Consider the following 20,248-nt stretch of genomic DNA (forward strand, 5'->3'; position numbering starts at 1 on the left):
ACCGGGGCCGGGACCGGGGCCGGGCGACCCAGATCGCGATCACACGAGCTCAGCGCGATTCAGATAAGCGGTCAGCACCCGAATCAACCGCTCGGCGTCCTCGCTGCCGGCGGTCTCGCGGATTGAATGCATGCCCCACTGGGCGACGCCCACGTCAAGCGTCGGCACACCGAGTTCGGTGGCGGTGATCGGCCCGATGGTACTGCCACACCCCATGTCGGCGCGGGTGACGAAGGTCTGCACCGGCACCTCGGCCTCTCGGCACAGGTCATGAAACAGCGCCGAGGTGGCGCTGTTGGTCGCATAGCGCTGGCTGGCGTTGACCTTGATCACCGGGCCGCCGTTAATAGCCGGGCCATGGCCGGCATCGTGCTTGTCCTTGAAATTCGGATGCAGCGCATGGGCATTGTCGCAGGAGATCATTCTGGATGCCTGGATCAGGCGAATAAAGCCCTCGTCGCCGGCCTCGCCAAGCTGAGCATTGACGCGACGCAACACATCACCGAGGAAGGGCCCCTGGGCACCGGAAGCGCTGGCGCTACCGACCTCTTCATGGTCGTTGGCCACCAGCAATGCGCCCTGCTCACCGTTGCAATCAAGCAATGCTTCCATGCCGATGAAACAGGACAGCAGGTTATCAAGGCGAGCACTGGCGATAAGCTCGCCTCGAGCGCCCACTCGCGCCGGGGGCTGGGTGTCGTAGAGCGCCAGTTCGAAGTCCAGCGGCTCGGCGTCCTGAATGCCGTGCTGCGCGTCAAGCCAGCCCCTCAGCAGGTCGTTGAAGTCATCGCTGTCTCCGCCTTGCAACAAAACCGCCGCCATCTCGGTCTGAGGGTTGATGGAACGGTTGCTGTTGGCCTCACGATCGAGATGAATCGCCAGACTCGGCACCGTTGCCACCGGCCAGTCGACGTTGAGCAGCACGCCTTCGATGCGCCCATCGGGGCGGCGCAAGTGGACGCGGCCGGCAAGCCCCAGATCGCGATCGAACCAGGGTGCCAGCAGCGCCCCGCCATAGACCTGCACGCCGAGCTGCAGCCAGCCGGCGCTGCGCTGAGCGGCATGGGGCTTCAAATGCAGCCCCGGGCTATCGGTGTGGGCCCCGATCATGCGCAGCGCATCGAGTCGACCCTTAGGCAGCTGCACCGCAATAATCGAAGCGTCGTTGCGGGTCACGTAGATCCGCTCACCGGCAGCGAGCGTCCAGGGTTGTGTCTCATCCAGGCGACGATAGCCGGCAGCTTCTAGGCGTTCAGCCATGTTGGCAACCGCGTGCCAGGGCGTTGGCGAGTGCTCGAGAAAGTCGAGCAGGCGATCCACGGGGGAGGCGTGATGCATGTTCATCCTCTTGGAGGGTCTGTGTCTGGCGACACAGGCTGCTACAATGCCCTCTCGGCTGTCGAGAGGCGGGTGACGAGCCAGGCTCAGCTAGGGACGAAGTGTACATGAAACCGGGAGTGCTTCATTGATGAGACGGATTGCAGCCATTTGGCGGATAGGCGCCATCACCCTGATGCTGATGACGCTGAGCGCCATGGCGATGGCCCAGCCGCACCCCAGCGAGGCGCAGCAGCAGGTGGCGCCAGAAATCGCCGACTCTCTTCGCTACGGCCACTACGCGGATGTCAGCCTGACCGACAGCTGGTCGCAGCGTGTCTTCCAGCGCTACCTGGATATTCTCGACCCGCAGCGAGCCTACCTGCTCAAGCGCGACGTCAATGAATTCCGCGACAGTCTAAGCGATCGCATCGACGACGTGCTTTACGACGGCGACCTGGAGCCTGCCTTCGCACTCTACGAGCGCTATCAGGAACGCCTCGAGGCACGTCTCGAGTGGATCCTGGCCAAGCTCGATGACGGCCTCGACTACCGCTACGATACCGACCAGCGGCTGGCACTGGATCGCAAGGATGCGCCCTGGGCCGAGAAACAAGACGCCCTCGACCAACTGTGGAACAAGCGCCTCAAGAACTCGGCCCTGACCATGATGCTCAGCGGTCAGGAAGAAGCCGAGGTAGAAAAAACGCTGCGTGATCGCTTTGAAGGCCAGCTGAACCGCATACGCCAGACCAATTCCGAAGATATCTTCGGCCTGTTCATGGCGTCCGTTACCGGCACCATCGACCCCCATACCGAATACCTGTCACCGCGTCAGGGCGAATCCTTCGATATCCAGATGCGTCTGTCCCTCGAGGGTATCGGCGCCCTTTTGCAGGCCGATGGCGAATACGTCAAGGTCTCGAGCCTGGTGGCGGGTGGCCCCGCCGAGAAGGCCGGCGTGCTCCAGCCCGCCGACCGCATCGTCGCCGTCGGCCAGGGCGATGACGGCGAGATGACTAACGTGGTCGGCATGCGCCTCGATGACGTGGTTGATCTGATTCGCGGCCCCAAGGGGTCCAAGGTGCTGCTGGACGTGGTGCCCGCCCAGTCGGTGGACACGACACGCTCGCATATCGTCGAAATCGTGCGTGACACCGTCAACCTTGAGGACCAGGCGGCGAGCAGCGAGGTCATCGAGGTCAAACGCGAAGACGGTACTCACCGCATCGGTGTGATCGACGTTCCCACCTTCTACGTCGACTTCGACGCCTGGCAGGCCGGCGAAGAAGATTACCGCAGCACCACCCGCGACGTGGCCAAGGAGATTCGTTCCCTCAAGGCACAGAACGTCGAGGGTATCGTACTCGACCTGCGCGATAACGGTGGCGGCGCCCTGCAGGAAGCCAATTCACTGATCGGCCTGTTCATCGACCGTGGTCCCACCGTGCAGGTACGCGACGCCAGCGGTCGCATCAGCCTGTATGGCGACACCGACAGTGGCGTTCTCTATGACGGCCCGCTGACGGTGCTGGTCAACCGCCTGTCGGCCTCCGCATCTGAGATCCTGGCCGGTGCCATTCAGGACTATGGCCGTGGCCTGATAGTGGGCAGCCGGACCTTCGGCAAGGGCACCGTGCAGACCCTCAATGAACTCAGCCACGGCGAGGTCAAGCTGACGCGAGCCAAGTTCTATCGTATCTCCGGGGAAAGCACCCAGCACCGCGGCGTCGAGCCCGATATTACGTTCCCGAGCCTGATCGATCCGGAAGTGATCGGTGAGAGCAGCCTCGACAACGCCCTGCCCTGGGACACCGTGCGTGCAGTACAGTACCGCCTCTACGGGACTCCGTGGCGTCATTTTGAAGCCCTGGCCGCGTCACATCGCGAGCGCATCGCCACGCACCCCAACTTCGTCTATCTGGAAAAACAGGCCGAGCTTTCCCGCCAGCTGCGCGATCAGCTCACCAGTGTCAGCCTGAATCGCGAGCAGCGTCAGCGCGAAATGCAGGCCCAGGAAGCCGAGCAGCTGTCGCTTGAGAATCAGCGCCGTCGCGCGCTGGGACTCGAGGAGCTCGAAGACTGGAGCGACGCGCGTGGCGCCGCCGATGAATCAGCGTCTGCTGAGCCATTGAACAGCGGGGAGCCCGCCCCCATCGACCGGGCCCAGCTCATCGAGAGTGCCGAGATCCTGCTCGACTACGCGCATCTAAGCGAGGACGACAGCAAGGATGGGCGCCAGCTCAGCAGCATGGAGTAACCTCTCCCTTAACGAAGGGCGCACCCAGCGGGGGCGCCCTTTTTCATCACTCTCCCTCAACGCTCGCCCTTCCCGCTTCTTTCTGCCCTCACAGCTTCCCTGTCGCATTGCCCAGAGTCCGGGGGCAGCCCCTTCCTGTCTATTCAGACTGCGCAGAGCACTCACTAGAACTCAATGTGACGCCAGGCCTCACCTCACCCGTGTCCCCGCACTGGGCCTAGAGAGACTCAATCATCAACCGACGGTTCTTTCAGGGCATGTAGCAGCGGGAAGACAAGGGGTAACTGACAGCCCTGACCATCAGGGGGCCTCGATAAGCGACACCCGACTCCTGCGCTTGCGGGGATCATCGCGCAGCCGTAACGGATGTCAGAAGGGATAACGCTAGGGACAGGGGGGAGCTTGCAGTGGGTCGCCGAAACAGGCATCAGCTATCGGGAGCCATTCGCGCCCTGAGACGACTCACGGCCTGGCTGTGCAGCTGGCAGACACGGGATTCGGTCACGCCGAGCACTGCACCGATTTCCTTGAGGTTCAGTTCTTCCTGATAGTAGAGCGCCATCAGCTGCTTTTCTCGCTCCGGCAAGGCACTGATGGCCTCTACCAGCTGTTCGCGCTGCTGGCTATCGACCAGTGCCGCAAAAGGAGACTGCGGCCCGCCTGCTCCGGCCTGGGGTTCGCCGCTTTCGGCTACCAGCTCCTCGAACGGCAACAGGTGGCCGTTATTGGTATCGCTCAACAGCTGGCGGTAGACATCCATCGGCATGTCGAGATCGGCGGCAATTTCCCGCTCCTCCGGCGGCCTGCCTAACTGCTGTTCGAGACGACGCACGCTGGCATCCACGCTGCGGGCATTGCGCCTTACGCTGCGTGGCATCCAGTCCCGGGTTCTCAGCTCGTCGATCATGGCGCCGCGAATGCGCTGGCTGGCGAAGGTGGTAAAGCTGGCACCCGCCTTGGCGTCAAAGCGTCCGAGGGCGTCCAGCAACCCCACCATACCCGCCTGAATCAGATCATCCAGCTCGACCGCTGCCGGTAGCTTGACCTGCAGCGTCAGTGCCTGACGCCGGACCACGGGCAGGTACTGCTCGAGCATTGCATTTTGATCGATCTTGCCCTGTGCCGTGTACATCCTGTTGCCTCAAGGACCGACATGGAGCCGGAAAGCGTGGTTAGGACGACACTCCGTAAAACCGGAGTTCGATGCACTCTATTATTCAGCCTGTGCCGCTTGGCAGAAGGGTGAAATAGCCCCTAATGATGGCGGTTATTTCGCTGATGAAGCGCCTGGGCCTCGATAATTGACGATGACCTGCAGACTTTCGACCTTGACTGCTCGACGCTGGCCGTTCGGTAGCAGAAAGCGAAAATGCACCGCACGTCCAGCCTGCCAGGACATGGGGGCGGAACGCCGCCCCCGGGACGAGGTTAATGACAGGCATTCGCTGCCCTGACATAGCCATGCACGGAGCGCCTGGCCGGGCGGCAAGCGAAACCGCCAGCTGACCTCGCTGACCTGTCGTCCTGCCAGTCGTGAAGAGTGAGGCGGCGAGAAAGCCTCAGAACTTGCCACTCGCCCCGGCACCGCCACGGTCACCGAAGGGGCATTGGCCACCCAACTGCCGGCGGCCAGACACGCTGGCACCATTCCCAGCATCATCGCGACGCAGACTAAACGGATTGCCCAGTACCGGCTCATGGCGCCAGCACCAGAAGGTCGATATCGAAAGCCTCGCGGGCCGCTTGCTGCAGATTGTTGAGCAAACCGCGCCGCGAGGCCACCGGCGGATGCAGTGCCAGCATGCGCCGAGGCCCGCCGCCACGCCGGACGGCCTGCATCAAATTGAAGGCCTGACGAAAACCGTCGCCGTCGGTATCGACCCACAAAGCCCAGCGCTTCTCCTGGTTAGCAAGTTGGGCCAGTCGCGGGCTGTGGGCGTCGCAGGCCACGACCTGCCAGGCCGCCGGATCACCGACCCAGCGCTGCCCCCGGCGTGACCAGCTGACCAATGCCGCCTGTGCACGCTCGACGCCATCGACTTTGGGAAGCCCCAGCACCATCAGCGGAATGGTAGGAATAGGTTCTGGCTCAGGCGCCGGTTCCGGCCCGGGTTTCGATTCCGGCTCCGGCTCGGGCTCTGACGCCTGGGCCGAGCCGACCATGTCCGGGGCATCCGGTCCGCGGTCGGCGTCATCAGCCGGTGGCTGATCATCTGAGCGCACGGCCTCCTCCGGCACTTCATCGCCAGAGGCTTCTCGTTCCTGAGCCCAGCGGCGCAGGCCGGCTGCCTGATCACTCATACTCAACGCCCTGCCTGTTCACTGAAGTGGCGAATCGCTTCGCGGGCATCCAGTACCTGTATCAATCCCTCCAACAGGCTCTTGGCGCGACGTGGCCGACGACCCGCCTGCAGTCGCAACAGGTGCGCACGCACGTCCATGGCCCAATCATCTTCGGCATGCTCGAGATGCAGCGCCAAGGCGGCAATGCCCGTCGCCATGAACACCCTTAACTCGCTGTCGATGGCAAGCGGCCCATGCCCGGCGAGCTGCCGTGATGCCTGGCGAGCAAGTGTCGGCAGCTCATCGTTGTAAAGCTGCTTGAGCAATGCCTCTCGGCCAGACTCGATCGACCACCAGGCTGGCGACAAGGCGTAACGACGGGTCAGCATCATGCCGCTATCACGCCCGCGCACCTCAGCGAACCAGGCACACAAGGCATCGCCGCTGGCTTCACCTGCCCCGTAACTGAGGACGTCAAGCCGGCTCAGCATGACCTTGGCCGCCTGGCCACGAGAGCGAATCAGCGCAGGTTCGATGGCCTGTGCCTCATCGGCAAGCCCGGCAAGGGGCAGACGCTCGCCGCGATACAGCACGCGGCTGTTGCCCTGTGCCTGGCTCAACCAACCGCTGCTACGCGCTTGAAGCCAAGCTCTTGCCCGGGCATCGGGCAGCCGGGGCAGCAAATGAGCGCTCACTCCCAATGTCGTCTCGGCCCACTCCATGCGCGCGCATTGACCCGCCATCAGCCGGTGCTCGGGGAACGGCTGTACCGCCGGGCGCCCCTCGTCATCGACGGCCAGATGAGGTAACACCCAGTCCTCACCCTGAAGCGTCGATGACCGCGCCCACAAAAGCGTAGACACCGACGCTGGCACCCGCTCATGAAGGGGCGCCAGGCGCTCTGAATGCAGGCTCGGCGGCAGTGAGCTGATCGCCCAAGCATCGGCAAGGGTGGCGAAACCGGGCACCTGGGCATGCAGCATTTCCCAGATACTGCCAAGCGCCCTGCCCTGGCCAAGCAGCGCCGGTGCACCTCGACTGGCACTGGCATGAGAATCATCGGCCTGGGCGTCGGCGAAGGGTGAAGGGACGCCTGCCTCCAGCGCCTCTCGGATCAGCGCCTGCGCATCAGCCAGTCCCAGATCTTCGGGCACCCGCTGGCCGTGAGACACGAAGTGCAGGGTCAATCCATGGCGGATAAGAGTATCCAGAGCGCCGCCCAGTCTAGCGGCCTCGTCCTGCTTGGTGAGGATGGCATCCTCAAGGCGTCCGCCAACGGCGCGGGCAGACTGTAAGTAAGTGGTCACCACCTCATCGATCGTCTCGCCCTGGCTGGCGGCATTGAGCAGCAACACCAAGCGTACGGCACGACTGTCGCCGCGCAGGTGAGCGATCTGTTCAAGCAGCCGGCGATCACGCTGGCTCATGCCCACGGTATCGACGATGACCAGGTGCTTGTCGACCAGTTGCGGCAAGAGACTTTCCAGGGGACGATCGGCTTCGAGCGCGTGCATCTCGATGCCCATCAGGTCAGCGTAGATACGCAACTGGTCCTGGGCGCCGATGCGGTAGGCGTCGGTAGTGACCAGAACCGCCTGCTCAGGGCCGTGGCGCATCACATAGCGGGCGGCGAGCTTGGCCGTCGTGGTGGTCTTGCCGACACCGGTTGGACCCACCAGGGCAATCACCCCACCCTGGTCGAGCAGCGCCTCGGGCTCCGATGCGACAGCAAGCCGGGCCACCAATTGACGTTGCAGCCACGCCCGCTGGTTCTCGAGGGAGGTGCCGGCAAGTTCCGAAGGCAGGGCCGCCAGTAACTCAGCGACCAACTCATGACCGAAGCCCGATGCCAGCAAGCGGCGGCGCAGATCAGACGCGGGTCCGGGCCCGGCGCGGTCTTGCTGGCCGAGCATTTCGCGCATTTCCTGCATTTCACCCAGCAGTTGCTGGCTAAGGGCAGCGAAGTCCTGCGGCGTTGAGACACTCGCCGCAGGGCGAGTCGGGGGGGCCTCGACGGCTGGCTGTGCTCTCTGCGCCATCAGTCCGGAAGAGGCGCGATGAGCGGCTCGCCAGTCAAGACCGCCGTTACTTCCAGCGGTGGCCGCCGGTCGCGAGGCAGGCGGTGCCTCACGGGCAGCCGGTTCTGATGTCGCCATGGCGTCACCTGTATCGTCGGCCATCGCCAGGATCTCGACGCCGTCTTCGACCGGGCGATTAGCGAGGATAAGTGCGTCATCACCCAGCAGCGCACGCACCTGGCGCATAGCCTCGCGGCTGTTCGCCCCCAGGAAGCGTTTCACGCTCATCGATCACCTCCCACCATGCTGGTGATCCTGAGCGTGCGGTCGTCGGGTATTTCGGCCTGAGACATCACCACCAGGTGGCGCAGGCGCCGGCGCAGAAAGCGCGACAGCAGCGCACGCAGGCTGTGCTGGACCACCAACACCGGGGGCTCACCGCTCTGATCCTGACGCTCCAGTGCCTTGGAGGCTTGATCCATCAGGGTTTCGGCGAGTCCGGGTTCGAGCGCCCCACCACTGTTCATGGCCTGCATCAGCACCTGCTCAAGTTTGGCATCCAGGCCGATCACATGCAGATCGCCCTGGACCGGAAACCATTGCTGAGTGATCGCACGTCCCAGGGCGACCCGCACCATGGCCGTAAGATCGCTGACATCTACCTGGCCACCGCCATGTTCGGCCAGAGTATCGAGAATGGTGCGCATATCGCGAATCGACACATCTTCCTCGAGCAATTGCTGAAGCAGCCGCTGCAATTGTGTGAGGTTGACGATCTTCGGCACCACATCTTCGACCAGGGTCTTGTCTTCCTCGCCCAGCTTGTCGAGTAGCTGTTGAACCTCTTGTCGACCCAACATCTCGCCGGCATGCTGATGCAGCAAGTGGTTGAGATGCGTGGCGACGACGGTGCCGGCATCGACCACGGTGTAACCGTATACCTGGGCGTGTTCGCGCTGCGCGGCCTCGATCCACACAGCGGGCAGCCCAAAGGCGGGATCCTCGGTCCGAGTGCCTTCGAGCTGACCCGAGACCTGGCCTGGGTCGATGGCCAGCCACTTGCCGGGATAGGCTTCGGCTTGACCGATCTCTACCCCCTTGAGGGTAATCACATAGGTGTTGGCCCCCAGCTCGAGATTGTCGCGGATATGCACGACGGGCGGCAGGAAGCCCACCTCCTGAGCATATTTCTTGCGTACGCTCTTGATGCGGCCTAGCAGCTCGCCCTGCTGGCGGTGGTCAACCAGAGGAATCAGCCGGTGTCCCACCTCGAGGCCCAGAGTGTCGACCAGCTGGACATCGTCCCAGCTTGCTTCAGGTGCTTCCTGAGCGGGGGGAGGCGCGGTTTTGACCGCTTCCTCGGTCACGCGGTTTTGTTCGTTGCGCTGCAGCCACCAGGCCAGGCTTCCGAGCAGCACGGTAAAAGTCAGGAACACCAGGTTGGGCATGCCCGGCACCAGCCCCAGCATCCCCATGACGCCAGCGGCCAGCCACAACACCTGAGGGTTGATGAATAGCTGACTGATCATCTGCTGGCCGACATCTTGATCGGTAGTGACCCTAGAGACGGTCACGCCAGCAGCGGTGGAGATCACCAGCGCAGGGATCTGTGCGACCAAGCCGTCACCGATGGTCAGCAGAGTATAGGTCTTGGCGGCAGTGCCGAAGTCCAGGTCATGCTGCATCATGCCGATCAACAGCCCACCGATGATGTTGACCACCATGATGACAAGCCCCGCCATGGCGTCACCACGCACGAACTTGCTGGCACCGTCCATGGAACCGTAGAAGTCGGCCTCCTGAGACACATCGGAGCGACGTTGGCGGGCTTCGTCCTCACCAATCAGGCCGGCATTGAGGTCGGCATCGATCGCCATCTGCTTGCCGGGCATGGCGTCGAGCATGAAGCGAGCCCCCACTTCGGCGATACGCCCAGCGCCCTTGGTGATGACCATGAAGTTGATGATGACCAGGATCAGGAACACCACCAAGCCAACAGCGAAGTTGCCGCCGACCAAAAACTGACCAAACGCCTCGATGACCTTGCCTGCCGAGTCGCCGCCCTGGTGGCCTTCCATCAGCACCACACGCGTCGAGGCCACATTCAATGACAGGCGCAACAGAGTGGTGAACAGCAGCACTGCCGGAAAGGCTGCAAAGTCGAGCGGCTTCTGGGTGAACATGCTGACCAATAGCACCATCACCGCCAAGGCGATGTTAAAGGTGAAAAACAGGTCCAGCGCGAAGGGAGGCAGCGGCAGGATCATCATCGACAGGATCATGATGATCAGCAACGGGCCTGCCAGCAGCTTCATCCGCATGTCACCCAACAGATCCATGCGGCCCAGATAGTTAGTCAGCGCTCTCATCGAGGCTCCTTGGTGATTTCATCGCTCGGGGCGTCAGGCTAGGACCCATCATCCAACTCGCTGGGGACCGGCAGATCATGAGGTGTCTCTGGTATCTCACCGCCATCCACGCGCACGCTCTTGAGGCGCATAGACCAGGCCAGGACCTCGGCCACGGCCGTATAAAGCGCCATGGGCACCTCTCCATCGAGATCGACATGGCCATGCAGGGCTCGCGCCAGCGGTGGGGCTTCGAGCATCGGGACACCATGTTCTTCACCCAGCTCACGAATCCGTTTGGCCACCTCATCGGCGCCCTTGGCCACCACCCGCGGCGCAGCCATCTTGCTCTGGTCGTAGCTAAGTGCCACGGCGTAGTGTGTCGGGTTGGTCACGATAACGTCGGCTTCTGGCACCTTGCTCATCATGCGGTTGCGAGCCATGGCCTGTTGCTGAGAGCGAATGCGCCCTTTGACTTGAGGGTCACCCTCGGACTCCTTGTGCTCCCGCTTGACCTCGTCCTTACTCATGCGCAACTTCTTGGCATGACTCCAGAGCTGGAAAGGGACGTCGATGAGAACCGGCACAATCAAGGTCAGTATCATCAAGCCACAGGCCGTCGCAGCAAGGCTCATGGCATTGGCCAGGGCTTGCTTGACGGGCTGATTCATTAGCGACATGAACTCGCCAAGATGAGTCACCAGAAACCAGGCCCCCACCCCTCCTACCAGGACCGCCTTGGCGATTGCCTTGGCCAGTTCCGCCAGTGCTTGAGTCGAGAAAAGCCGCTTCAGCCCCTTGAGGGGGTTCATCTTGGAGAGCTGAGGCTGCAGCGACTTGGCTGATATCAGCCATCCACCCAGCAAGGCCGGCGCGACCAGAGCCACGCACACCAGTAAGAAGAATAACGGCATCAGCGTGAACAAGGCGTTTTGCCCAAGCGTCCAGGCATGGGTGAGCATGGGCATCACTTCGAACGCCTGTCGACGCTCGAACAGAAACGACTGCTCCATAACCGTGCCAAGCTCGTTGTACAAGGTGTTGCCCATCGACCACAAACCAATGACACCGGCCAACAGGAGCAAGAAGGTCGCCAGTTCGCGCGAACGAGCTACCTGACCGTCTTCACGCGCCTTCTGTTCTCGTCGTGGTGTGGCATCTTCTGTCTTTTCGTCATCACTGCTTTCATCGGCCATAAGCCATAACCAGCGGGCACTTCCAGAGAGGGCAATTCGATGCTGATCATTGTCGAGAAAGCGAGGAAGGGGCGATGCGTCAAATAGCGCGACGTATTAGGCCTTATTCGGGCGCATGCGCCGTATCAGCAAGCCGGGGGAAGCTTAAGCGGTAGGAAAGAAAATAGACAAACACAGCACGGGAGGCATGAAGCTCCGCCGAACATGACGATGTCCGGCGGGGCTCAAGGTTTAGAAACCCAGTTCATCCAGGAGGTCATCGACCTGGTCCTGACTACTCACTACATCCGGCGCCTCTGACTTGACTTGAGGGCCATTCAGCAGTGAGGCCTCACGCTTGGCGTCGGCCTCCCACTGCCCTTCGGCGCGACGCTTCATCTCGTCGCGACCCTGTTCGGCGGGCACGCTGTCGAGCAGCACCTGTACCAGCTGATGCTCGATCTCACGGATGACATCCATCATCTTCTTGATCACTTGGCCCGTCAGATCCTGAAAGTCCTGGGCCATCATGATTTCCATCAACTCCTTCTGCGTCCCTTGAGTCTTCTCGGGCACCTCCGCTAGATAGCTGCGCGTATCAATGACCAGCTCGCGAGCTTCATCCAGTTCTTTCGGTGCGTCGAACCACTCAGCCCAGCGCTTGTCGAGCGACGAGGCGCGGGACTCGAGATCATCCTGCAGCGGCTGAGCCCGATCGATGGCATTGAGTGCTCGGTCCGCCGCCTGTTCGGTCATCGAGGCCACGTAGTTCAGACGATCCCTCGCATCAGGAATCGCCTCGGCCGCCTTCTCGATTTCCTGGTCAAGCCCGAGCTCGCGCATGTTCTCACGCAGCATGCGCGTCAGCTGCCCAATGCGCTTCACCAGGTCTTCGCTGCCACCGCCGGGGGTAGACGCCTGTTGAGCATTTTCGCTCATGATCGTTTCTCCTGCCGAGGGCAAGCCCCTCGTCGTGATTACATGCCGAGCTTTTCGAAGATCTTGTTCAGCTTCTCATCGAGCGTCGCGGCGGTGAACGGCTTGACCACATAGCCATTGGCGCCTGCTTGAGCGGCGGCAATGATGTTTTCCTTCTTGGCTTCAGCGGTCACCATTAGCACCGGCAACTCTTTCAGGCTATCGTCGCTACGGATCTGCTTGAGCATCTCCAGACCATCGAGGTTGGGCATGTTCCAATCCGATACCACAAATTCAAAGCCGCCCTGCTTGAGCTTGTTCAGACCGTCCTGACCATCCTCGGCCTCTTCCACATTCGTGAACCCCAGCTCCTTGAGCAGGCTGCGCACGATACGCCGCATGGTGGGAAAATCATCCACCACCAGAATTTTCATATCCTTATTGGCCATTTCAACCTCTTGCGTCATGTCGTCGTTATCAAGACCGGCGAAGGTGCCGGCCCGTTATCAGAATTCTTCCCAGTCGTCTTCCGTCGTGGCCTTGTCACGGGTTGCCGGCACCTGGTGCGCGGCCGCCGAGCGAGTCAGCCCAGAGCGACGTTCTTCCGTACGACCAGGCGGTAGGGAGGCACTCTCAGCGGGCAATGCCTGAGGGACGCCGCCCGCCAGGCGGAAGACCGCCACCGCCTGCTCGAGACGGCTGGCCTGCTCCTCGAGAGAGGTCGCCGCCGCCGCCTGCTGCACCAGCGACGCATTCTGCTGCGTCACCTGATCCATCTGGCCAACCGCTTGTGTGACCTGCTCGATGCCATCGCTCTGTTCCTGCGAAGCAGCCGAGATTTCATCCATGATGTCGGTCACACGCTTAACGGCATCCACCACCTCTTGCATGGTTTGCCCTGCCTGCTCGACCAGGGTGGAGCCTTGTTTGACCTGGCCCACGGAGTCATCAATCAGGGTCTTGATTTCCTTGGCTGCCGAAGCGCTACGTCCCGCCAAATTGCGAACTTCCCCCGCCACCACGGCAAAGCCTCGACCCTGCTCACCAGCCCTTGCGGCCTCGACCGAGGCATTAAGCGCCAGGATATTGGTCTGGAAGGCAATCGAATCGATGACGCCAGTGATATCGGCAATTTTCTGAGAGCTTTGCGAAATACCATGCATGGTGGTAATTACGCGATCAACCACCTCGCCCCCCTTACCCGCCGTGCTCGACGCTTCGAGCGCAAGACCGCTGGCCTGACGCGCGTTGTCGGCATTCTGCTTAACAGTGGTGGTCAGCTCTTCCATGCTGGAAGCGGTCTGCTGAAGCGAAGCCGCCTGTTCTTCGGTGCGCGATGACAGGTCGGCGTTGCCGCTGGCGATCTCGCGCGTACCCACATGAATCGAGCTGCTGCTCTCACGGACCGTACCCACCGTCTTGGAAGGCCCCTGCTGCATATCGCGCATGGCGGCGAACAGCTTACCAATCTCGTTTCGGGTGGTGGCGCGGATGTCTTCGGTGAGATCCGCCTTGGCGATACGCTCAAGAGTGACCACCGCAGAGTTCAGCGGCTGGATGACGATGCTGCGCAGTGCCACATAGATCAGCACGAGAATAGCGGCCGTAATCAGCAAGGCAGCAAGACCGATACGCTCATATAGCGTCGTGCTGTGCTCATAGTCTGCCATCAGATTATCGCCACGCTCACCGGCATAGCGCACGAAGTCCGTTATCCCTTTATCGGCGGCTTCGTTTAGGCCGGTCAAGCGCTCCTGCAGGCTCCGGTACCGGTCGAGATCACCTGCCAGCAAGGCCTCAGACTGTTGGCGCACAGCACCCAAGTAGTTGCCAAAGTCCTCACTGATGCGCTCGGTAAGTGCCTTGCCTCGAGACTTGCTGGGGACAGCAGAGAAATTATCGAAACGGTCTTCGGCACGATCGATCTGATCGCCGATTTGCGCGAGTCTCTGATCTTGGTTCTCTCTGTCTTGCACCAGCTTCGCATACGCGACCGCGATATCGACTCGCGCACCGCTCAACAAGGCATCTGCACGGTTGATTTCGTTGAGCTGCGAGACATTGATGCGATCCATGGTCACCAGGGTCTCGTTTGCCATTCTGGCGACCCTTCCTCCAAGGCTCGAGACCAGAAGAATGAGCAAGGCAAACAACACCAGAACGGACGCCATCGCGTTTTTGATACTGATATTGCGAAAGAAGGACATCATGCCGTCAATTCCTGTGTAGGTGTTTGGGGCTTGCTGTGCGAATCAAACACGCTGCGCACGGCCTGCTGCTGCCACCAGTTTCAGCAAACGTGGGGCGATAGCATCGAGAGGCAGCACTTCGTCGGCGGCCCCCAAGGCGATGGCTTCACGCGGCATACCGAATACAACGCAACTGTCCTCGTCCTGAGCCACTGTTGCGGAGCCGGCATTGCGCATGGTCAATAAACCAGCAGCACCATCCTTACCCATGCCAGTCAGCAGCACGCCTATGGCATTACGTCCGGCCTGCTGAGCTGCGGATTCGAAGAGCACATCTACCGACGGGCGGTGACGATTGACCGGAGGACCGCTATCGAGACGCACCACATAGTTGGCACCGCTCCGCGCTAACTTGAGGTGCTGATCGCCCGGAGCTATATAGGCATGGCCCGGCAAAACGCGCTCCCCGTCATGGGCTTCCTTGACGCGAATCTGGCAAAGCTTGTCTAAACGCTCGGCAAAAGATCGAGTGAAGCCGCCCGGCATGTGCTGGGTAATCAGGATCGCAGGGGCATTGGAAGGCAAAGGCTCAAGCACATTGCGAATGGCTTCGGTGCCGCCCGTTGAAGCCCCAATGATCAACAGCTTCTCACTCGACACCAATGGTGCCTTGAGCGTCTGCGGAGCCGGACGGTCCTTTTGGCGCACTTGCCGAGGACGAGAACGCGCCGCGGCACGAATTTTTTCGGCGATCAACTCGCCATAGTCCATCATGCCGCTGCGAATGCCCATGGAGGGTTTGGCCAGAAAGTCCAGCGCGCCAAGCTCAAGAGCACGCAAGGTCACTTCTGACCCCGCCTGAGTCAGCGACGAGACCATCAGCACCGGCATGGGGCGCAGGCGCATCAGGCGCTCGAGAAAGTCCAGGCCGTCCATGCGTGGCATTTCCACGTCCAGGGTCAGTACATCTGGGTTGTGCTGCTTGATCAGATCTCGTGCCACTAACGGATCTGGTGCTACAGCCACCACTTCCATGTCAGGCTGGCTATTGATGATTTCGCTGAGCAGGTCGCGTATCAACGCCGAATCATCGACGCAAAGCACCTTGATCCTGGCTGAGCTCAAGGCAAATCTCCTTTATTAAGTGCCGGCTGCCGCGACGAACGCGTCACTAGCCGGCATCTTTCATGTTATCGGCTGCCGTGAAGCCAGCTTTAGCAGCCCAATGCACCGGCAGACCACATCAGCTCACAACAGCCAGTGCATCAGGCACGAGGTGACAGGGTATAAACGGTCTGGCCACGCAGCCGGAATGCATCGCTGATATAGGAAAAGTTCTCAGAATGCCCGGCGAACAGCAGGCCATCAGGCTTCAACAGCGGGGCAAACCGCTGGAGAATCTTCGCCTGCGTCGACTTGTCGAAGTAGATCATCACGTTGCGGCAGAAGATGGCATCGAAGGGGCCTTCGATAGGCCACCTAGGGGCAAGCAGGTTCAATGACTTGAACTCGACCATCGATGCAACTTCAGGCCGTACCCGGGCAAAACCGGCCCGCTGACCACTGCCCTTCTGAAAGAAACGCTTGATTCGCCCCTGCTCGAGCTTGGCGACCTGGTCCATGGCATAGATGCCGTCCCTTGCTCGGTTGAGCGCATCGGAGTCGATGTCGGTGGCCACCACCTGGCACTGGTCGGCCCGTGCACCCAAGGCTTCGCGCAGCGTCATGGCAATCGAATAAGGCTCTTCACCCGTTGATGCCGCAGCACTCCAGACACGCACGGTATCCCGCCGCTCGGCCACATGCTGGGAAAGCAGGGGAAAGTGGTGCGCCTCGCGAAAGAATGCCGTCAGGTTGGTGGTCAAGGCGTTGGTGAAGGCTTCCCATTCGCGAGCCTCTGGTTGCCGCTCGAGGCGGGCCAGATAATCACTGAAGTGAGTAAGGCCATGATGACGCAACCGCTTGGCAAGACGGCTATAAACCATCTCGCGCTTGTGCTCAGCGAGCACGATACCCGCTCGCTGATAGATGAGTTCACGGATGCGAGTGAAATCCTTCTCGGTTAACACTAGATCCCGCTCGGCCATGGAGGTCGACCAACCTCCATGGCCGGCCGCCTCATGGGGTACGTGACTGTTCAAAACGCCTCCCAGTCATCGTTGGCATTCGCCAGCTGACGATTCTGTTTCAACGCCTGATTTGAGCTACGCGAAGGTTGCTGGCTTGAGGACGAGGATGACCGCTCGCCACGACCTGAGGACTGCCCAAGCGCCGGCATCTCGCTTACCTTATTCGGTAGCCGCTGGACTGTTTCCGCACCAACGCCGTGCAGCCGGAAAGCGGCAATGGCCGTACTCAGAATCAGGGTCTGGTGTTCAAGCTGTGAGGCGGCACGTGCCGAGGATTGCACCCGAGTGGCATTCTGCTGAGTCACCTCGTCCATCTGCGCGATCGCCTGATTGATCTGAGTAATACCGCTGCTCTGTTCCTCTGAGGCAGCGGTAATCTCGCTCATGATGTCATTGACACGCGTCGCTGCTGACACCACTTCACCGATGGCTTCTTCTGCTGATTTGACCAGGCCGGCGCCACTGTCGATTTCCTTGGCCGAGCCAGAGATCAGGCCGCGAATCTCCTTGGACGCCGAACTGCTGCGACCGGCCAGGCTACGAACCTCTTCGGCGACCACGGCAAAGCCACGACCGTGTTCGCCAGCGCGCGCCGCCTCTACTGAAGCGTTGAGTGCCAGAATATTGGTCTGGAAGGCAATCGAATCGATGACGTCGATAATCTCGGTCATCTTGCGCGAGCTTGCCGTAATGCGCTCCATGGTCTCGACGACCTGATTCATCAGCTCACCGGCATTGCCCACCTGGGTGGCATTCTCCACCGCGAGGGTGCTGGCCTGACGCGCATTGTCGGCGTTCTGCCTAACCGTGGCAGTCATTTCTTCCATGCTGGAGGCAGTTTGTTGCAAAGAAGCGGCCTGCTGCTCAGTGCGCGATGACAGGTCTTCGTTGCCCTGCGCGATATCGCGAGCCGCTGGCTCGACCACCGTCACGCTGCCGTTGACGTCATCAATGATCGTGCCGAGGCTCTTGCGCATCGTATTCAGAGCAACAATCAGCCGACCGGCCTCATCATCGCGGTGCGCCGGCATGTTGGCGGCGAGATTGCCCGCGGCGATCTGCTGAGTGAACTGCATCGATTCACGCAGCGGCTTGACCAGGGCCCGAATAGTCAGCATACCCAGCAGACCAAGCAGCAGCAGCCCGACAGCCAGCAACGCCCCCAGAATGAAGATCATCTGCTGCTGATCGGCCTCAGCCAGCTCGGCTATGCTGGCAGCATGTGCCTGCTTGTCGGCCACCAGGTCATTGATGGTATTGGAGAGCTCGTCTCCCTTGGGGCGCAACACCTCGTTGAAGGCGACATAGGCCTTGTAAAAATCACCCGAGTCGAGCGTTTCTACCGCGGCATTCAGCCCCTCATCGATATAGACATCGAGACCGTCGGCGAATGTCTGCTCTGTGGCCGAGAGGTTGGCACTATCACCGACGAAATCGCCCCAGGCACCTTCGAGTTTTGTCACCAGTTCACCGATCGTCACCTTGAGACTGGCCACATCGGCAGACATCGGGTTACTGACAGGTCCATCGAGCCGGTCACGCCCCTGGGTCATCAGCTGTTCAATACGCTGTAATCGCGCCACGTCTTCCAGGCCGTCCTGATTGATCTCATTGAGTCGCTCGCCGGCAACGTTGAGACTAAAAAGCCCCAGGCCACCGCTGGCCACCAGCAGTAATGCCGAAACACCAACCATGGTCGTCAAGCGCGAGCGCATACTGCGCAGATTGATTTGCCGGAGCCGACTCAGCACGCCTCGACGACGCAATCGGCCGCGATCGAGTGTCAGGTGCTTGCCCCGCCCCTCGCGGATCAGCGCATAACTTCGCTCCGCTTCCTCGATAGCCTCGCGTTCCGCCTTAACCCTTAGTGAGGCATAGCCAACGAGCTCACCGTCCTCAATGATCGGAGTGACACTGGCATGAACCCAGTAATGATCCCCATCCTTACGGCGGTTCTTGACCAGCCCTGCCCAGCTCTCCCCTGCCTTGAGGGTCTCCCACATGTTGGCGAAGGCTTCCACCGGCATGTCGGGATGGCGCACCAAGTTGTGCGGCGACCCTAGCAACTCTTCCTGGGAGAAGCCGCTGATCTTGATGAAAGCCGGGTTGGCATAGGTGATGCGTCCCTTGGTATCCGTTCTCGAGATCAGGAAGTCATCTTCTTTCAGCTCTACTTCCCGCTGCGTGACAGGTTGGTTATTGCGCATCTCTTCCCCCTTGCATTGGACCCTGCAGGGTCCTGACAGACTTGGTTGTTATATTCAGATTCAACGAGTTGAAGCGGTACCAGGCAGTTCTCATCGCCTAGAATGACGACCAGTCGTCGTCAGGCAACGCCGAGGACCTGGACGTCCGATTCGGTTGCTGACCAGGCTTGCCGATGAGCTGAGGCATCCAGCGTGCGAGCTCGGCGTCATCGTCGTGCCGATGATTCCGTGTCGCATGGTCGGTGCTAAAAGCAGGTGCCGATTCGCTTGCCTGGCTGCCAAGACGGAAGGTCGCAACGGCCGTTCGCAGCTGCTCGGCCTCTCGCTCCAGCTCGCTGGCGGCATTGGCTGCCTGCTCGACCAGCACCGCGTTCTGCTGCGTCACCTGATCCATCTGAGTCACTGCCTGGTTAACCTGACCGATGCCATTACTCTGCTCTTGGGAGGCAGCAGCAATTTCATCCATGATGTCGCTGACGCGCTGAACGGCGGATACGATCGCCTCCATGGTCTGGCCCGCGCGATCCACGAGCGCCGTCCCTTCTGTTACGCGGGCCACCGAGGCTTCGATCAGGCTGCGAATCTCCTTTGACGCCCCGCTACTGCGGCCGGCTAAGTTGCGCACTTCCTCAGCAACGACGGCAAAGCCGCGGCCATGCTCGCCAGCCCGCGCCGCCTCGACCGATGCATTGAGAGCCAGGATATTGGTCTGAAAGGCGATCGAGTCGATCACCTTGATGATCTCGCTGACCTGATGTGAGCTGTCATTGATGCCGCGCATGGTGCCCACCACCTCGCTTACCACCTCACCGCCGCGACGCGCGGTCTGGGAAGCCTCAACAGCCAACTGACTGGCCTGGCGAGCATTATCGGCATTCTGGCTAACCGTAGAGGTCAACTCTTCCATGCTCGAGGCCGTTTCCTGCAGAGAAGCGGCCTGCTGCTCGGTCCGAGATGACAGGTCGGTGTTGCCCAGCGAAATTTCCTGCGAATGGCGGTGTATGGTCTGGCCACCTTGGCGAACTTTGCCGACGGTAAGCCCAATACTTTGCTGCATGTGATCCATCGCCGCGAAAAGACGACCAATCTCGTTATTTCCTCGCTGCTCGACGGCCCCCGATAAATCCCCCTTGGCCATGCGCTCGAAATGCCCGACCGCCCGTTCCAGCGGACGGATAACGTTCACCGTTACACCCCACAGCACCAAGGCAATGGTGATGAACGTCACGCCTAATACGAGAAAGATGCCGCCCTCGACCAATGGGGCTTTATCGGCCTCCGATCCCAGGTCACTAACGGCATAGAACCCAAGCGCACTGAGCACGAGAATCAGGCTGGAGAACATCACCAACACCAGCCCCCAGCTCATCCGCACCGTCATATTGTCAATTAACTTCATGAACC

At 61.0% G+C, this 20,248-nt stretch carries 15 protein-coding genes; 1 reads left to right on the forward strand and 14 read right to left on the reverse strand.

Annotated features, from left to right (window positions below; translation table 11 throughout):
• Positions 1-39: 39 nt before the first annotated feature.
• Positions 40-1,338: a M18 family aminopeptidase gene (locus BCL93_RS01920; protein WP_112053411.1), complete on the reverse strand. Its 1,299-nt coding sequence runs from the start codon at positions 1,336-1,338 to the stop codon at positions 40-42.
• Between the two features lie 130 nt (positions 1,339-1,468).
• On the opposite strand from BCL93_RS01920, the gene BCL93_RS01925 reads away from it, so the two are divergent.
• Positions 1,469-3,577: a carboxy terminal-processing peptidase gene (locus BCL93_RS01925; protein WP_112053412.1), complete on the forward strand. Its 2,109-nt coding sequence runs from the start codon at positions 1,469-1,471 to the stop codon at positions 3,575-3,577.
• A gap of 427 nt (positions 3,578-4,004) precedes the next feature.
• Here BCL93_RS01925 and BCL93_RS01930 read toward each other — a convergent pair whose 3' ends face one another.
• The 13 genes from BCL93_RS01930 to BCL93_RS01990 form a co-directional block, all read right to left on the reverse strand.
• Positions 4,005-4,709, reverse strand: coding sequence for an RNA polymerase sigma factor FliA (locus tag BCL93_RS01930; RefSeq protein ID WP_112053413.1), 705 nt, complete (start codon positions 4,707-4,709; stop codon positions 4,005-4,007).
• 135 nt (positions 4,710-4,844) lie between these two features.
• The gene (locus tag BCL93_RS17680; RefSeq protein ID WP_112053414.1) at positions 4,845-5,276 is read right to left on the reverse strand and encodes a flagellar protein FlhE; all 432 of its coding nucleotides are present in this window, start codon (positions 5,274-5,276) and stop codon (positions 4,845-4,847) included.
• Entirely contained in the window at positions 5,273-5,878 is a 606-nt protein-coding gene (locus BCL93_RS01940; protein ID WP_112053415.1) for a hypothetical protein, read from the reverse strand. The genes BCL93_RS17680 and BCL93_RS01940 overlap by 4 nt, the downstream gene beginning before the upstream one ends.
• Before the next feature lie 2 nt (positions 5,879-5,880).
• Positions 5,881-8,166 carry a flagellar biosynthesis protein FlhF gene (gene flhF / locus BCL93_RS01945; protein ID WP_112053416.1) on the reverse strand — a complete coding sequence of 762 codons (2,286 nt, stop codon included), beginning with the start codon at positions 8,164-8,166 and terminating at the stop codon, positions 5,881-5,883.
• A complete protein-coding gene (flhA, locus tag BCL93_RS01950; protein ID WP_112053417.1) occupies positions 8,163-10,247 on the reverse strand; it encodes a flagellar biosynthesis protein FlhA in 2,085 nt (694 codons plus the stop codon). Before flhA ends, flhF begins: the two co-directional genes overlap by 4 nt.
• A gap of 38 nt (positions 10,248-10,285) precedes the next feature.
• On the reverse strand, positions 10,286-11,422 hold the full coding sequence (gene flhB / locus BCL93_RS01955) for a flagellar biosynthesis protein FlhB (protein ID WP_112053418.1): 1,137 nt from the start codon (positions 11,420-11,422) through the stop codon (positions 10,286-10,288).
• Positions 11,423-11,653: 231 nt separating this feature from the next.
• On the reverse strand, positions 11,654-12,340 hold the full coding sequence (gene cheZ / locus BCL93_RS01960; protein ID WP_112053419.1) for a protein phosphatase CheZ: 687 nt from the start codon (positions 12,338-12,340) through the stop codon (positions 11,654-11,656).
• A 38-nt stretch (positions 12,341-12,378) separates the two neighbouring features.
• A complete protein-coding gene (gene cheY / locus BCL93_RS01965) occupies positions 12,379-12,768 on the reverse strand; it encodes a chemotaxis response regulator CheY (RefSeq protein ID WP_112053420.1) in 390 nt (129 codons plus the stop codon).
• Positions 12,769-12,825: 57 nt separating this feature from the next.
• Positions 12,826-14,529: a methyl-accepting chemotaxis protein gene (locus BCL93_RS01970; protein ID WP_112053421.1), complete on the reverse strand. Its 1,704-nt coding sequence runs from the start codon at positions 14,527-14,529 to the stop codon at positions 12,826-12,828.
• A 42-nt stretch (positions 14,530-14,571) separates the two neighbouring features.
• Positions 14,572-15,633: a protein-glutamate methylesterase/protein-glutamine glutaminase gene (locus tag BCL93_RS01975; protein ID WP_112053422.1), complete on the reverse strand. Its 1,062-nt coding sequence runs from the start codon at positions 15,631-15,633 to the stop codon at positions 14,572-14,574.
• 140 nt (positions 15,634-15,773) lie between these two features.
• Positions 15,774-16,595 carry a CheR family methyltransferase gene (locus BCL93_RS01980; protein ID WP_112053423.1) on the reverse strand — a complete coding sequence of 274 codons (822 nt, stop codon included), beginning with the start codon at positions 16,593-16,595 and terminating at the stop codon, positions 15,774-15,776.
• A gap of 50 nt (positions 16,596-16,645) precedes the next feature.
• Positions 16,646-18,844: a methyl-accepting chemotaxis protein gene (locus tag BCL93_RS01985; protein ID WP_112053424.1), complete on the reverse strand. Its 2,199-nt coding sequence runs from the start codon at positions 18,842-18,844 to the stop codon at positions 16,646-16,648.
• 97 nt (positions 18,845-18,941) lie between these two features.
• On the reverse strand, positions 18,942-20,243 hold the full coding sequence (locus BCL93_RS01990; RefSeq protein WP_112053425.1) for a methyl-accepting chemotaxis protein: 1,302 nt from the start codon (positions 20,241-20,243) through the stop codon (positions 18,942-18,944).
• Positions 20,244-20,248 lie beyond the last annotated feature (5 nt).

It is taken from the genome of Onishia taeanensis (assembly GCF_003268885.1).
Classification (GTDB): Bacteria; Pseudomonadota; Gammaproteobacteria; order Pseudomonadales; family Halomonadaceae; genus Onishia; species Onishia taeanensis_A.